This is a genomic window from Halopiger aswanensis (genome assembly GCF_003610195.1).
GTDB lineage: Archaea > Halobacteriota > Halobacteria > Halobacteriales > Natrialbaceae > Halopiger > Halopiger aswanensis.
On sequence record NZ_RAPO01000002.1, the window covers coordinates 590,905 to 605,425 of the forward strand.

The 14,521-nt window shown below is 67.4% G+C and carries 18 protein-coding genes; 12 read left to right on the forward strand and 6 right to left on the reverse strand.

The window, feature by feature from the left end; translation table 11 throughout:
- The first annotated feature begins 77 nt into the window (after nucleotides 1-77).
- The 3 genes from ATJ93_RS10015 to ATJ93_RS10025 all read left to right on the forward strand — a co-directional run bounded on the left by ATJ93_RS10015 (nucleotide 78) and on the right by ATJ93_RS10025 (nucleotide 1,594).
- On the forward strand, nucleotides 78-362 hold the full coding sequence (locus ATJ93_RS10015; protein ID WP_120244509.1) for a DUF5789 family protein: 285 nt from the start codon (nucleotides 78-80) through the stop codon (nucleotides 360-362).
- Nucleotides 363-365: 3 nt separating this feature from the next.
- Nucleotides 366-1,058 carry a CPBP family glutamic-type intramembrane protease gene (locus ATJ93_RS10020; protein ID WP_120244510.1) on the forward strand — a complete coding sequence of 231 codons (693 nt, stop codon included), beginning with the start codon at nucleotides 366-368 and terminating at the stop codon, nucleotides 1,056-1,058.
- 65 nt (nucleotides 1,059-1,123) lie between these two features.
- Nucleotides 1,124-1,594 carry a DUF302 domain-containing protein gene (locus ATJ93_RS10025; RefSeq protein ID WP_120244511.1) on the forward strand — a complete coding sequence of 157 codons (471 nt, stop codon included), beginning with the start codon at nucleotides 1,124-1,126 and terminating at the stop codon, nucleotides 1,592-1,594.
- Between the two features lie 106 nt (nucleotides 1,595-1,700).
- Here the strand turns inward: ATJ93_RS10025 and arcD are convergent, their stop codons facing one another.
- Nucleotides 1,701-3,137, reverse strand: a complete 1,437-nt coding sequence (gene arcD / locus ATJ93_RS10030; RefSeq protein ID WP_120244512.1) for an arginine/ornithine antiporter ArcD — start codon at nucleotides 3,135-3,137, stop codon at nucleotides 1,701-1,703.
- Between the two features lie 172 nt (nucleotides 3,138-3,309).
- Between arcD and ATJ93_RS10035 the strand changes: the two genes are divergently transcribed.
- Together ATJ93_RS10035 and ATJ93_RS10040 are read left to right on the forward strand one after the other, a co-directional pair.
- Nucleotides 3,310-3,540 (forward strand): hypothetical protein, encoded by a 231-nt coding sequence (locus tag ATJ93_RS10035; protein WP_120244513.1) that lies wholly within the window; start codon nucleotides 3,310-3,312, stop codon nucleotides 3,538-3,540.
- A gap of 109 nt (nucleotides 3,541-3,649) precedes the next feature.
- Complete coding sequence (locus ATJ93_RS10040) at nucleotides 3,650-3,844, forward strand: cold-shock protein (RefSeq protein WP_120244514.1); 195 nt, start codon at nucleotides 3,650-3,652, stop codon at nucleotides 3,842-3,844.
- Nucleotides 3,845-3,988: 144 nt separating this feature from the next.
- Here the strand turns inward: ATJ93_RS10040 and nreA are convergent, their stop codons facing one another.
- On the reverse strand, nucleotides 3,989-5,290 hold the full coding sequence (nreA, locus tag ATJ93_RS10045; RefSeq protein ID WP_120244515.1) for a DNA repair protein NreA: 1,302 nt from the start codon (nucleotides 5,288-5,290) through the stop codon (nucleotides 3,989-3,991).
- Nucleotides 5,291-5,606: 316 nt separating this feature from the next.
- Between nreA and ATJ93_RS10050 the strand changes: the two genes are divergently transcribed.
- From ATJ93_RS10050 to ATJ93_RS10060, 3 genes are all read left to right on the forward strand, one after another.
- On the forward strand, nucleotides 5,607-5,786 hold the full coding sequence (locus tag ATJ93_RS10050) for an HVO_2753 family zinc finger protein (protein WP_013881574.1): 180 nt from the start codon (nucleotides 5,607-5,609) through the stop codon (nucleotides 5,784-5,786).
- Nucleotides 5,787-5,796: 10 nt separating this feature from the next.
- A complete protein-coding gene (locus tag ATJ93_RS10055; RefSeq protein ID WP_120244516.1) occupies nucleotides 5,797-6,063 on the forward strand; it encodes an elongation factor 1-beta in 267 nt (88 codons plus the stop codon).
- Nucleotides 6,064-6,202: 139 nt separating this feature from the next.
- A complete protein-coding gene (locus ATJ93_RS10060) occupies nucleotides 6,203-7,513 on the forward strand; it encodes an MFS transporter (protein ID WP_120244517.1) in 1,311 nt (436 codons plus the stop codon).
- Between the two features lie 42 nt (nucleotides 7,514-7,555).
- Here the strand turns inward: ATJ93_RS10060 and ATJ93_RS10065 are convergent, their stop codons facing one another.
- The 4 genes from ATJ93_RS10065 to ATJ93_RS24670 form a co-directional block, all read right to left on the reverse strand.
- Complete coding sequence (locus tag ATJ93_RS10065; RefSeq protein WP_120244518.1) at nucleotides 7,556-8,233, reverse strand: RNA ligase partner protein; 678 nt, start codon at nucleotides 8,231-8,233, stop codon at nucleotides 7,556-7,558.
- A gap of 90 nt (nucleotides 8,234-8,323) precedes the next feature.
- On the reverse strand, nucleotides 8,324-8,860 hold the full coding sequence (locus ATJ93_RS10070; RefSeq protein WP_147376640.1) for an HTH domain-containing protein: 537 nt from the start codon (nucleotides 8,858-8,860) through the stop codon (nucleotides 8,324-8,326).
- A 218-nt stretch (nucleotides 8,861-9,078) separates the two neighbouring features.
- A complete protein-coding gene (locus ATJ93_RS10075; protein WP_120244520.1) occupies nucleotides 9,079-9,522 on the reverse strand; it encodes a hypothetical protein in 444 nt (147 codons plus the stop codon).
- A gap of 90 nt (nucleotides 9,523-9,612) precedes the next feature.
- Nucleotides 9,613-9,882, reverse strand: a complete 270-nt coding sequence (locus ATJ93_RS24670; protein ID WP_449405096.1) for a DUF7577 domain-containing protein — start codon at nucleotides 9,880-9,882, stop codon at nucleotides 9,613-9,615.
- Between ATJ93_RS24670 and ATJ93_RS10080 the strand changes: the two genes are divergently transcribed.
- From ATJ93_RS10080 to ATJ93_RS10095, 4 genes are all read left to right on the forward strand, one after another.
- Nucleotides 9,881-11,035, forward strand: a complete 1,155-nt coding sequence (locus ATJ93_RS10080; RefSeq protein WP_120244521.1) for an RNA ligase — start codon at nucleotides 9,881-9,883, stop codon at nucleotides 11,033-11,035. The two genes, ATJ93_RS24670 and ATJ93_RS10080, sit on opposite strands and share 2 nt — an antisense overlap.
- A gap of 217 nt (nucleotides 11,036-11,252) precedes the next feature.
- A complete protein-coding gene (locus ATJ93_RS10085) occupies nucleotides 11,253-11,951 on the forward strand; it encodes a DUF4129 domain-containing protein (protein ID WP_120244522.1) in 699 nt (232 codons plus the stop codon).
- Entirely contained in the window at nucleotides 11,948-14,020 is a 2,073-nt protein-coding gene (locus ATJ93_RS10090; protein ID WP_120244523.1) for a DUF58 domain-containing protein, read from the forward strand. Before ATJ93_RS10085 ends, ATJ93_RS10090 begins: the two co-directional genes overlap by 4 nt.
- On the forward strand, nucleotides 14,017-14,508 hold the full coding sequence (locus ATJ93_RS10095) for a DUF7519 family protein (protein WP_120244524.1): 492 nt from the start codon (nucleotides 14,017-14,019) through the stop codon (nucleotides 14,506-14,508). The genes ATJ93_RS10090 and ATJ93_RS10095 overlap by 4 nt, the downstream gene beginning before the upstream one ends.
- Nucleotides 14,509-14,521: the final 13 nt, after the last annotated feature.

Below are 14,521 nucleotides of genomic sequence, written 5' to 3' on the forward strand. Positions count from 1 at the left end.
CGGTCCGTCGGCGCCGATTGCGTCGATCCACCGGCGGAAGCGAAACCTTGAATCGACGCGCTCGCGAATCGCCGTCCATGAGCGACGACGAGGACGAGGAACCGGCCGTTTCGCTCGGAGAGCACACGCCCGTCGAGGGCGCCCCCCTCGCTCGGGTGACGTCGCGGCTGACCTGGCCCAAGGAAAAGAGCGAGATCGATCGCCTCGAGGGCGACAGCGTGATCCGCACGCCCGACGGCCCCCGCGAGCTATCGGCGGTTCTCGAGGCGGTCGACGAGACGTACTTCCAGCGCCACCAGGAGTTCGAGCGTCACGTCCGCGACGTGATCGGGACGGGCCCGATTCCGACCGCGGACGAGTAACCCGTGGCGGCGGAAGCGGGCCGCGGCGTCGGCTGGCTTCGCGAGCAGTTCGACCGCCTCTCGTGGGTCCAGAAGTCGCTACTGGCGGGTGCCGTTCTGACGCTGCTGTGGATGTACTTGGTTCCCGCCGAGCTGGGGCCACGAACGGTCGTCGACAGCGTTCTACTGATCGGTGGCCCCCTCGCGCTGGGCCTGTCGCACGGGCGCCACGTCGGCTGGAATATCAACCGGGTCGCCGTTCGGAACGCCGTCTTGCTCGCGCTGTTCGTGCTCCCCTTTTATCTGGTAGGCTCGACGCTCCCGCCGATCCGCGCGTTCTACCCGATCTGGGAGACGTCGGCGGCGCCGTCCGAGTTCGTGCCCCACGCGATCAAGCTGTTCACGCTGGCGCTGGCCGCCGAGACCTACTACCGCGGACTGCTCTGCGTCGGCGTCAAGGAACTGGGGTTCAAGGCGGTGTTCATCAGCCCCGTCGTCTACATGCTCCACCACGCCTCGAAGCCGACCCTCGAGTTCGTGCTCTCGGGGCCGACGGACGTCCTCTTCGGCGCGATCGACTACAAGTCCGACTCGATCCTTCCCTCGGTGATCGCCCACGGCGCCGGCCTCGTCCTGCTGGACTGGCTGGTGCTCCACGAGCCGCTGTTCGATCCGACGCCGTTCCTGCGGGCCCTCGAGTGGCTGCCGCTGTTCTGACCGGGCTCGTGCGGATGTCAGGCACGACGGGACCGATTAAGGCCCGCGGGCGCGAATGGACGCCTATGAGTCTCCCCATCGATCCCGCGACGATCGACCCCGAGGCGTTCGGCGAGAAGCAGGCCGTCCTCGAGATGGACCACGAGGCGGCGATCGAGCACGTCCGCGAGGTCTGCGAGGACGTCGGGTTCGGTATCCCCGTCGAGTTCTCGCCGTCCGAGTTGCTCAACGAGAAGGTCGACGCCGACCGCGACCCCTACTACGTGCTCGGCGCCTGCAACCCCGAAATCGCGGACCGGGCGCTCGACGAGACGCCCCGCATCGGCGGGCTCTTTCCCTGTAACATGATCGTCTGGCAGGAGGAGCCGGGCCGCCAGCGGGTCTACCACGTCTCGATCATGAAGATCGCGCGCCTGCTCGGGACGGCGCCGAACAACGAGGAGTGGGCCGACATCGTCGACACGACGGGCGATCTCACCGAAGAAGCGTTCGAGCGGTTCGACTCGGTCGAGACCGAGACCGAAGACGCGGACTGACGGCCGATCAGCGCGGACAGACTGCTTTTCGCTCGCGCTCGCAGATCGAACTCGAGTCGGGAACGTACGAAACCGAAAACAGGACGTCAGCAGGGGTATCGGGCGATCAGTCGGCGTGTTGCACGCGCTCGGTCCGACTCGTCGTCGGAATGCCGAACCCGGACAACGCCATGGCAAATAGCACCAGCGGCGAGAGGAAGCCGAACAGGTAGAACGGCGCGTACTCGAGCGTGGGAACGCCGGTTGCGCCGGCCATGAAGACGCCGCCGGCGTGCCACGGCAGGAGCGCACCGGTCGGCGTCCCGGCGGCCTCGACGGCGCGGGACAGTTCCTCGCTGTCGAGTCCGAACTCGTCGTAGAGGTTCCGCAGCGTCACGCCCGGCAGGACGATGCTCATGTACTGCTGGGCGGTCAATGCGTTGATGACGATCGCGGAGACGCCGGTGCCGGCGATCAGACTGCCCGAACTTCGGACGCCCTGCGAGAGCCGGTGCGCGAGCACCGCGAGGACGCCGATGCGCTCGAGCAGACCGCCCAGCGCCAGCGCCGCGACGACGACGGTGATCGTCCAGGCCGAGCCGGTGAGCCCGCCGGTGGCGAGCAGGTCGTCCACGAGCTCCGACCCCGTCTCGGGTGCGGTGCCGCCCATGAAGACTTCCCAGGCGGGGACGAAGCCCGTTCCCTGGACGAGGATCGTGGTGATAATGCCCGCGAAGACGCCGGCGACGAGCGTCGGCAGCGCCGGGTAGCCCCGGAGCGCGAGGCCGAACGTGACCACGAGCGGCACGAACGCGAGCACGGACAGCGAGTACGTGTCCGCGAGCGCGGTCTGAATCTCCGCGATCTGATCGGCCGGCACGGCGCCGCCGAACTGGAGGCCGAGCGCGGCGAAGCCGAGCACCGAGAGGCCGAAGGCGATCACGGTCCCCGTCCGCATGCGGTAGATGTGGTCGTACAGCGGCGTGTTCGTTACACCGGCTGCGAGGTTCGTCGTGTCCGAGAGCGGGGACTGCTTGTCCCCCGCGTAGGCGCCCGAAATGACCGCGCCGACGGTCATCGGGGCGGGAACGCCGAGTCCGGCGCCGATGCCGACGAACGCGACGCCGAGCGTTCCGACCGTCGTCCACGAGGAGCCGATCGAGAACGCGACGACGGCCGCCAGGATCGCCGCCGCGGGCAGGAACACCTGCGGCGAGAGCAACTCGAGGCCGTAGTACATCATCGCCGGGATCGTGCCGGCGTCGACCCAGGTCGCGATCAGGGCGTAGATGGTGAAGATGATCAGCAGCGCTTGCATCCCCATCACCAGCCCGTTCGTGATCCCCTCGGAGAGGTCGTCCCAGGTGTAGCCGAGGTAGCGGCCGAACGCGCCCGTCGCAACGATGCTCCAGAGCAGCGGTCCGTGGGGGGCGAGGCCGAGCACGGCCGAGCCGATCCCCAGAAAGAGGACGACCGCGAGCACCGGAACGAGCGCCAGCCGGAACGAGGGGCGCCGATCCGGATCGAGGTCGTCGATCGTCGTCGGTGTAAAGTCGAGTGCCATCGGTGGCGATATGCACTTGGTGAATAAAAATACGACGATGTATTACCCAAGAGCATGCAGTCCGGTACCGAGAGCCACGGGGACACCGCTCAAATTCACGGACGGCGACGGGTCAATCCGATAAGGGATCGAAACCCTAGCGACTAAGCCGCCCGATCGCCTCCATACGGGTATGGCGTTCGACCCTGTCGCCGCCCTCGCGCTGGCACTCCTGACGCCGAATCTCCTCGGCGTGATCGGCATGCTCGTCTTGCTCGTGGGCGTCCCGCTGCTCGTGATCGCCGTCATCGCCGTCCTGACGGGGTACGTCGAGCAGGATGCCGCGCAGTTCCTCGAGAAGTTGGAGCGAGAAGACGTGGACGACTTCGACCTCGAGCCGGATCTCGAACCGGAAGACGACTGACGACGGAGCCGCAGTCTGCTGTGTCAGGCGGCAACAGGCCGCGTCAGGCGGTCGTGATACCACGACTCGCGGAACCCTTATACTCGTCTCACCCCTCTCTCTGGTTGTAATGGCAACTGGTACTGTTGATTTCTTCAACGACACGGGCGGTTACGGTTTCATCTCGACTGAGGACGCGGACGACGACGTGTTCTTCCACATGGAAGACGTTGGCGGCGACGACCTCGAGGAAGGACAGGAACTCGAATTCGACATCGAACAGGCTCCCAAGGGCCCGCGAGCGACGAACGTCACTCGCTTCTAACGACGACGCAGTTCTCGTCGCCTAACGGCGACTGATTCTCGTCTACCGTTTTTCAAGTACAATAGATCCCAGTCCGCGGAGCGCTGCCGACGATCGGTCTCGGTACTCGATGCTGGTCACCTGAGGCTCGTCACTCGAGGCTCGTCACTCGATACTCGAGAACGCGCTGAGGTTCGCCTGCAGCCCGGCCGCGAGTTCCGACTTGCGGCGGAGTCGCTGGCGGGAAACCGGCAGTTGGGTAGCGATTTCGGCGACCGCGCCGTGGAACGTTTCGGCCTCCCCGTACTCCCCGTCGAAAGCGTTGCGGACGCTCTCGCGGACCTGCCAGACGCCGACCGGCGCCCAGTAGTCGTCCGACACCTCCCGGAGCACGAGACACTTCGCCTGGCGGCCGATCGACTCGAGGTGCTCGAGGACGCCCAACCGAGCGGCGTAGTAGGCGCCCGCAGTCTCCTCGACGTAGCTCGAGCGACCCTCGTACCCCTCCGAGGCGCTGGCCATCCACGTGTTGCCCTCGGGATCGGGGTTCCAGATGCTGCCGGGCGCCTTCATCTCGACGAGTTCGAACTCCCAGTTGCCGGGCGCGAGGACGACCCAGTAGCGGTTGCCCATGTACTCGTTGGCCCAGACCTGTACCTCGTCGATGCTCGGCGCGTTGCGGATGCGCCCGCGAAGGAACTGGCCGACGGTGTCGTCGACGGCCGTGATCGACCACCGCGTCGGGACGAGCCGACGCTGTTCGGCCTCGCCCAGGGCGCCGGCCGACAGGATCGAGTTGATCTCGTAGACGTCGAACCCGCGCCGGTAGAGGTAGGTCATCGCGCCCTGAGCCTGCCAGTCGTCGTCCTCTAAGGTCTTCTTGACCGGCTTCGGCACGTAGGGATTCTCCCGGAGCTCGGCGTTGCGGGCGTTCGCGCGCGGGCCGCGGGGCGTCGCGACGTCCGTCCCTGCGTCGAGACCGAGGTCCGGCGTATCGTCGAGCCCGATCTCTAAGTCGACCGGCCGGTCCGCGATCGCGACCTCGCGCTGGACGCCGACGAAGCCGTTCCAGGCGTCGTGGACGTTCGGCGTGAGCCGGCTCGCGATCGAGGGCGAGTCGACGTTCGCGCGCTTGTTCGAATTCAACAGCCCCGTCCGGCGCTGGAGCACGTCGTTGATCGCGTATCCCTGTTGGTACCACTCGCCGTCGGTGACGTAGTCCTCGGCGTCGTCCTCGTCGCCGACGGGCGAGAGCAGGCCGACGGGGATATCCGGGTAGTTCGACCGCCCGACGAAGATCGAGGGCGAGGTCGAGCCGACGAGCGTGTCGCCGCTGAGCGCGTCGTCGAACCGCTGCTCGAACTCCTCGAGGTGGTCGGTGATCTCGTAGGACTTCTCCTTGGCGAGGCGGCGACGCTGGGCCTCCTCGTCGGGCTCTAAGTCCTCGATGTACTCGTCGAGGCGCATTCACCGGAAGTAGGAGTGCGGCCGGTTTGAATGTTGCCGACCGCGGTGTCAGAGGCACGGCCCACCGGCGTTCGGGCAGTTCACCAGTATCGGGCCGCACACGTTCGTACCGGCCGATCGGTAAAATACCCGTCAGCGCGTTTTCCGAGCCAGAAAATCCGGTCCGCAACCGGTGGTGATCCGTCCTCGCGGGAAACGGTTGCCGTCGCTCTCGAGCCGAGCCCTCGAGTCGAAGTCCTCGAGTCCTCGAGACCGAGTCGCACGCGCGAGCCCTCGAAAGACAACCGTTAAAAACGGCGGGCGGGAAAGGACGGGTATGAGTACGACCGACGACCGCGAGACGCGCTCGTGTGTCTCCTGCGGGCTCAACATCGCGGGGACGAACGCCGCAGCGTTCAAGTGCCCCGAGTGCGGCCAGCAGATCTACCGCTGCGCCAAGTGTCGCAAGCAGAGCAACCTCTACGAGTGCCCCGACTGCGGGTTCACCGGACCATAACACTACCGCCATGGGTAAAGTAGCCGCCAAAATCAAGGTCATGCCGAACAGCCCCGAGATCGACCTCGACGCGCTCCAGGAGCGCCTCGAGAGTTCCCTCCCCGAGGGCGCGAAGATTAACGGCGTCGAGCGCGAGGAAGTCGCGTTCGGCCTCACCGCACTCTACCCCACCGTGATCGTCCCGGACGGCGCGGGCGGCACGGAGACCGTCGAGGAGAACTTCTCCGAGGTCGAGGGCGTCGAGAGCGTCGAAGTCGACAACGTCGGCCGCATCTAAGCGTCGACGGCCGCTCTCGAGCGTTCTCGAGCGATTTTCACCGTTCTTCAGTTCGAAACCGAGACGATCCCGTAGCTGGAGTGCCGCGGGTTTCGAACGTATCACAACGCTTACCGTACCGAACGGGGAATGACCGCCTGTGACCGTACTGTCGGATCCCGCGAAACGTCGCTGGGTCGCGTGGGGGGCACTGGCGACGGTCTTCCTGCTGGTCAACCTGCACCGGCTCTCGACGGCAGTGCTATCGGAGCGACTGACCGCTGCCTTCGGAACGTCGGCCTCGCAGTTGGGAACGTTACACGCCGCCTTTTTCCTCATCTACGCCGTCGTCCAGATTCCGGTCGGCGTCCTCGTCGATCGAATCGGGCCGCGACGGATCGGTTCGATCGGCGGGATCGTTCTGAGCGTCGGCGCGATCGCCTTCGCCCTAAGCGAGAGCTACGTCGTCGCGTTCGCCGCACGCGCGCTCATCGGCTTCGGGAGCGGCGCCATCTTCGTCTCGATCCTCCGCTTTTGCGCGAACTGGTACCGGGCTGACGAGTTCGCGACCATGACCGGCCTGACCGCCGGCGTCGCCGGGCTCGGGGCGATCCTCGCGACGACGCCGCTCGCCGTCGCCGTCGATGCGGCCGGCTGGCGACCGACCGTCCTGAGTCTGGGCGTGGTCGGCCTCCTCGCAGCCGTCGCGGTCGCCGCCCTGGCCCACGACTCGCCGGCAGCTGCCGACCTCGAGCCGATCGCGGGCGTCCCCGAGCGCGCGACGACGTCGCTTGCGGAAACGCGCGAGCACCTCCGGACGCTCCTGCGAGACGGCGACCAGTGGCTCCTATCGATCGCCTTCTTCGCGGGCAACGGCACGGTGCTGACGCTGATCGGCCTCTGGGGCGTCCCGTATCTGGTCGTCGTCTACGGCCTCGACGTGACGACCGCGTCGTACTTCACGCTGCTCGGCTCGATCGGGATGTTGGTCGGCTCGCCGGCCGTCGGTTGGCTCTCGGATCGCCTCGAGCGCCGGCTGGCGTTGCTGTCAGCCGGTCTCGCGATCTTCGCGGTCGCGCTCGCGGTCATTCCCGCGTTCGGCCGACCGCCGCTGCCGGTCGTCGCGGGCGTCTACTTCGTCTGTGGGTTCCTCCTGGGTGCCGTCATGCTCTCGCTGTCGGTCATCAAGGAGCGGTACCCCGCGAGCGCGAGCGGCGTGGCGACGGCGACCGTCAACGCGGCCGGCTTCGTCGGTGGGACGGTGCTTCCGACCGTTCTGGGGATGGCGCTGGACGCGTACCGAACCGGCGATACCGTCGAGGGGACGGTCGTCTACACCCAGTTCGGCTACCGCGTCGCGTTCGGCATCCTCGCCGTCGGCGTCGGCGTCGCCTTCCTGTGCTCGCTCGCGCTGCTCGCGCGGACCGGGCGGCGCGGAACGGAAGCGCCGGAGCGGTCGCTCGAGGGGTGAGCGCCGAACTACCAAAAGGGCCGCGTCGCTGAGCGCTGCTCGTCAGTCCAGCGTCCGCTTTTCTTCCGGATCGACCGTCGCGAGGTACTGCTCGAGCAGGTCGGGAAACTCCCGGCCGCGGATGTACCGCAGGCCGAAGTCCTCGGTCCAGGCGATGATTCCCCTGTCTTCGGTGACGACGCCGGCCTCGAGTTCCCGGGCGAGGATCAGCAGGTCGAAGTCCTCCCGCGAGTCGAGCACGCCGGTTCGCATCGCGCTGCGGTACTTCTCCCGCAGATCGGAGATCACCGCGTCGATCTCGGTCTTGTACTCGTGGTCCTCGAGTGGCTGCTGGCCGTTGGTTTCCTCGGCGCGTCGGACCGCCTCCTCGGAAACGCGGAGTCCGCGGTCGACCCGATCGCTCATTTCGTCGACGAAGCTGTAGACGACGTTGGCCGGAATGGACACCTCGTACCGGTCGGGATGTTTCCGCACGACCCAGGTGTTGAGTTTCGCGTACACCTCGTCGTCGACCTCGCGGGCCTCGAGTATCGTCGTGAGTTCGTCGTGGATCGTCGGCGGCACGTAACAGGAGATGCCGAGGTTGAGCCGCGCGTGGGCGATCAGATCGAGCAGTCGGCAGACGGCGTCCTCGAGCGATTCGTCCTCGCGGCGGATCTCCTCGGTGACGAACAGCGACGTGTCGAGGACGAACCGCTGTTTAAACGCATCGGCGGACATCTCGTTCTCGAGTTGGTGCTGAACGGGGAAATAACTGGCTCGCGGTCCGCGGCAAGCGGGACCACCGCCGTCGGTACGTCGGCGCCGCCGTTACTCTGCCGGTTCCGTATCGTCCTGTATCCACGGCTCTCGGCCGCCCCGGGAGGCCCGCGGGCCGCTCTCGAGCGGACCGACGACACCCCTCTCGAGCGCCTCGAGACACTCCGCGACGGTGTAGGTCCGCTCGCCGTCGGCGCAAGGCGTGACACACTGCAGCCGTTCGCCCTCGTAGACGGCCACGGAGACGATCGGAACCTGGATTTCGGCGGCGTGGCAGTCCTCGAGCCGGGACGACGTTTCCCGCCGTGCGAACCCGGGTTCGAGGGAGTACCCCTCGCGGTCGGCCCACGAGCGGAACGTCGCCACCGTCGGCGCCACCGACGGGCCGTCGTCGCTGAGTTCCTCGAGCGTGGGGCAGACCGGCGCCCAGTTCGTCACGCGGACGTCGGTCACCGAATCGGTCGCTTCCAGCCGGCGCGCTCGCGCGACGAGGTCGCGAAGCCGTTCGACGACGCCCGGCGGCGTCCGCGTTCGGAGGAAGACTTCGACGCGAACCGGGTCCGTCGACATGGTAGTGGATTCTGTCATAGGCATCAGGGCGGGGATGCAAGTTGCATCCGTTACTGTCGCCGGCACTGCCGCTTCGCTTAAAGCTAACAGTCTGTCAGCGAACGCGAGTCTTGCCGTCGGTGGACGGGTTCCGTTCCGACGATCGATGCGAGCGGCGAGAAGTGCGAGCGGGCGCGGGATGAGACCGGGCGCGTCGGCTCGAGTCGTTCGGGACGCCGTTCAGGTGGGGCCCCGAGTCAGTAGTCGGGCTGGCGCTCCGGATCCGCGCCGAGATCGGCCTGCGAGACGATTTCGGCGCCGGCGTCCGAGAGGTCGACGGTCACGTCCTCGTCGACGACCTTGCTGATTTCGTCGATGTTGCCGGCCAGCACGGTCAGAATGTCGTTCGGGTTGACGTAGAGGAGCATGTTGCCGTCCTGACCTTCCGCGACGAGTTGCGTGTCGTTCAGGACGACCTGATCGTTCTGGATCGTCGCGGCGACGACCGGCAGTGCCTCGGGCTTGCCCGGTTCGTCGTCGCGGACCCGACGGATGTGGACCGCATCGAGGTCGAGGACCTCTTTGTGCTCTTGAATCCGCTCGGCGCAGTTGACCATGTCCTGCAGCAGCGCCGTCTTCTGCGGGCTGCTGTCGTGATCGCCGTCGAGACAGTGCTGGCAGACGCGGAGTTCGAGTCGCATTACCCCTCGCTTATCGCTGGACGCCGATGAGAATTCCGTTTCGGGACCCGCAGAACGGTTTCGAAGCGTCCGCTCGAGCGCGGCGACAGCTCAGACTCGATTTGCGGGTAACGTGCCGAGACAGTTGCGACAGTACGTGTAGAAGCCGTCGTTTTCGGTGCCGCAGACGCGGCAGCTCACTCGGTTCCGGGACTGGGGCTGTCGTCGAGCCATACCCGCTACTAACGATACCAGCCGGAAATCCGCACGCCTGACGTTCGCAAGTCTCCGCCGGGTCAGCGCCGATCGATCTCGGGCAGGGTCCGAGACGGAGCGGGCATGGTCGGCTTTCTTTGCCCTGTCAATGGTATCCGCACACATGACCGACACCGGTGCCGACGCCGACGGCGAGGAACGCACCGAGTACCACACGCTGCTCGGGATCGGAGCGGAAGCCTTCGAGAGCCTCGAGCCCCACCTCGAGACCCGGTCGTACGAGGACCGGGAGTACCGCCACGTCCCCGACTACCGCCGCGGCGTCGAGCGCGGTACCACCCTGCTCGAGGGAACCGTCGTCCGCGGGTTCCCGAAGGTCCCCCGCACGCTCGTCCTCGAGGAGGGGATCCCCGAGCAGTTCGGCGACCGCGAGGAGATCGCCGTCGAGGAGAAGCTAAACGGCTACAACGTCCGCGTCGCCCGCGTCGACGGCGAGGTCCTCGCGTTCTCCCGTAGCGGGATGATCTGTCCGTTCACGACTCGCATTCTCGATCGGCTCGTCGACCTCGAGCCGTTGTTCGACGAGTATCCGGCGGCGATGGTCTGCGGCGAGATGATCGGGCCGGAGAACCCCTACACCGCCCACGACTACCCCGACGTCGAATCGATCGCCTTCCGCGCGTTCGACTGGCGGGACCGCGAGTCCGGCGAGCCCCTGCCGGTCCGCGAGCGCCGCGAGCGCTACGAGCGGTTCGACGTCCCGCAGACGCCGCTGCTCGGAATCTACGCCGTCGACGAAGCGGCCGACGAGGTGCGCGAGCTCATCGCGGATCTAAACGAACGGGGTCGCGAAGGGGTCGTGATGAAATCACCCGACGGCGACGTGCAGCTAAAGTACACGACCTCGGCGGCGAACCGGGGCGATCTCGCGTACGCCTTCTCCTTTCCCTTCGACTACGGACAGCCGTTCATGTTCCGGCGGCTCATCCGCGAGGCGTTCCAGTCCGTCGAGTGGGGTGAATCCGATGAGCAGGCTCGCGAGCGGGCGCACGACCTCGGCGAGGCCATCCTGCTGTCGATGCGCGACACCGTCGAAACCGTCGCCGACGGCGACCGCGTCGGCGAACGCCACACCGTCCGCGCCAGTTCGGACACGATCGACGTCCTGTTCGAGCACCTCCGCGGACAGGGACTGGATATCGAAATAGAGGACGACCGGCGCGAGGACGGGGACCGCGTCGTCACCTTCCGCAAGCGGACGCAGTCGACCAACGACAAGACGCGAAACTACCTCGAGGGGCAGATCGTCCGCGAGTGACCCCGTACCGACGCTCCTCGACGCCGCTCGGCGACGGGAAAGTTTAAAGTTAACACAATGACATCTTCACGTCGACACCGATGAGTCCCCTCCTAACCGCTCTCCGATCAGCGTCACGCGGTTTTCACGGCGTCGCTACCGCTCGGGGCCGATTCGATCGTCGCGCGAGCGAGAACGTTCCGTCCACCACTAGTGACGGTCCGTTACGTCACGGTGCATGATCGACGATCGGTTCGTCGCGCTCGCCGTCGCGCTCGTCTGTCTCCTCGCCGCCTCGACGGTCGCCGCGACGTTCGAAGCGATCGAACTCGAGGGCGGATTCGACGCGCCCGGCGGCCCCGCAGAACCGATCGAATCCGACTACGGCAGGACGGTCGGTTCGAGCGCCGACGACGGCGACGGGGGCGTTCCCGTCGTGTTCCGGACGCTCCCGATCGACGATTCGACGGCGGCGTCGGCGGAACGAACGGCCGATCCGCCCACCGGGGTAGCGGTCGCCGCGTTAGTGCTGGTCCTCGCGGGGATCGTCGGAATCGGTTATCGCTTCACTCGCGGCGAGTCGGTCGACCGAGATGGGGACGAAACCGGAACCGAGGACGGAGACGACTGCGAGGTCGCCAGCCTGGCTCGCGGCGATCGAATTCGGGAGCCGTCGAACGACGTCGTCCGTGCCTGGCTGCTGTTCGCTCGGTCGACGGTACCCGATCCGGAGCGCAGGCGAACGCGAACGCCCGGTGAAATTCAGCGGCGAGCGATCGGAAACGGCTACGATCGGACGAGCGTGCGCGAACTGACGGGCCTCTTCCGTGATGTCCAGTACGGCCCGATCGAGGCCGACCCCCGCCGCGAACGACGTGCGGCCGCGCTACTGACACGAATTGCCGAGTCGAACGTCGGCGAGGGTGATTCGGCGTGACCGGGACGAAACCGTCTCACGATGGCAAGCACGCCGCGGGACGTAGTCGCGGGCTCGCGCTCGCGTTTTTCGTCGTACTGGGCGGCGTGATCGTGCTGCTCGAGCCGACGCTCGTTCCCGACGTCGGCGTCCCGATGATCGCCGTCGCGGCGCTGGCCGTGCTGGCGTTCGGACTCGGTGCGTTCAGGCTCCGTCGCGGACTCCGGAACCGATCGGTCGACGGTCGCGGGTGGCTCGACGAGTCGACGAGCGACCGCACGGCGCCGGCGCCCGGCGACGACTGGTACCGACGGCTCCGATCGGTCGCGGTCGGAGCGGCGACCGAACGGAAGGCCGTTTCCCCGGAAGCGATCACCGCGGACCTCGCGGAGCTCGCCGGAACCGTTCTCGAGACCGAGTCGACGTCGGACCGCCGACCGTCGCCCCGTGACGATTCGTGGACGGACGATCCGTACGCGAGGGCGCTCTGTACGGGTGAGCCGTACTCGCTGCGGGAGCACCTTCGGTGGTGGTTGACCCGGACGTCGCCGTTCTCGCACCGCGTCGTCCGGTTTGCCGACGAACTGTCGGCTCGAGCCGCGGATCGCGGCGACCGCGAAGCGAGCGGGTTCGAAGACCGATCTCTGCACCGGTCCGACCCGGACGCGGACCCGGTCGACGGGGTTCGATCGAAACCGGCGGACCCGTCCGACCGCGCCCCATCCGAGCGGGATGACGTCGACGTCCTGGTGCAGCGAACCGGTCGATGGAACGGGGTCGGGGCGACCGCCGTCGCGTTCGGCCTCCTCGCGCTCGGCATCGTCGCCCGAAACCCCGGACTGTTGCTCGCCAGTGCGTGTGCCGTCGTCGCCGCCGTACTCGTTCGGTTCGCGTCGCCGCCACCGGCTGCGCTCGAGATCGAACGCCGGTTCGAGCCGCCCGAGCCCGAGTACGGCGACGAGGTCGACGTGACGGTGACCGTTACGAACGCCGGCTCTCGGATCCTCCCCGACGTTCGACTGGTCGACGCCGTTCCGCCGGGGGTCCCGGTTCTCGACGGCGTCCCCCGGGCCGTCGCGGCGCTTCGTCCGGGGGCGTCCACGTCGTTTACGTACACCGTCAGCGCCGGCCGCGGCCGACACCGGTTCGGCCCCCTCCGCGTCCGATACCGCGACTGGACCGGCGGATGGGAACGGCTCGAGCGGACGACCGTCGACTCGAGCGACGGCGCGTCCGAACGGGAGTTCGCGTGTCTCGCCTCGATCGAGCCCGCCGAAGGGTCGCTCGAGTCAATTCGAGCGACGGGGTATCCCGGGACGACGACGGTTTCGGCGGCCGGATCGGGGACGGCATTCCACTCGCTTCGGGAGTACCGACGCGGCGACCCGGTAAACCGGATCGACTGGCGACATCGCGCAAAGACCGGCCGCCTCGCGACCAAACGCTATCACGACGACCGACGGCCGTCCTTCGCGTTGGCGGTGGACGCCAGGCGAGCTGCCCGTCGGACGGACTCGACGGGCCGGTCGACGGTCGATCGCACCGTCGCGATCGCGGGAACGCTGGCGGCGACGCTGCTCGCGGATCGTTCCCGCGTCGGAATCCAAATCCTCGGACCCGAGTCGGTCTCCGGCGTCCCGGTCGACCGGGGCCGCGTTCACCGCGAACGGCTCGAACGCGTGCTATCGTTCGACGAGACCCTCGTGCGAGGCGTCCCCGGCAACCACCGTGTCGACGCCGGTTCGGTCGCCGACACCGACCGCGAGGTACCGGAGCTCGATCTCGAATCGACTATCGCCGACCTTCTCGACGGGATCGCGCCCGGCACGCAGGTGATCGTCGTCTCGCCGCTGACCGACGACGGGGTCGTCGAGATCATCGAGCGGCTGTCGGCCCGAAACCGTCCGCTCTTCGTCGTCAGCCCGGATCCGACCTACTGGAACGATCCCGTGAGGGCGCTCGCCGGCCTCGAACGACTCGAGCGGCTCGATCGACTCCGAACAGCCCGCATTCCCGTGCTCGACATCGGCCGGGGGACGGCGGACGACATCGTAAATCGGCTGCGGACCCACCCGCGCACGATCGCATGACTGAGTATTCGGTTCCCCGGCTGTCGGCGCTCGCGTCCCTGATCGCCGGCGGACTGTGCGTCGTCCTCACCGCGACGTCGGCGGCCGGCCTCGGCATCGGTGCGGTCGCCGTCGGTGCGATGGGACTCGGACTGTACGCCGGCCGGGACGGACCGGTCGTACTCGGGACGGTCGGTCTGCTCGGACTGCTCGCCGTCGGCGCGGTTCTCGGGGTTGGAATCGAGTTCGTCCTCGTCGCTGCGGCCGCGATCGCGATCGCGTACGACCGGGCGCACACGGCGATCGGACTGGGGTACGATGCCGGGCTGGACGTTCCGACGCGGACGGTAGAGATCGTGGGGCTGAGCTACGCGCTCGGGGTCGTAACCGCCGTGATCGGCGGCGGATACGTCCTCTTTAGGTCCGTCCCCCGACAGCCGTCACCGTCCGCGATGGTGGTCATTCTAGTCGGCTTCCTGGCGCTCACGTACGTCGTCGGCTCCCGATGACGGCCGGGACTGC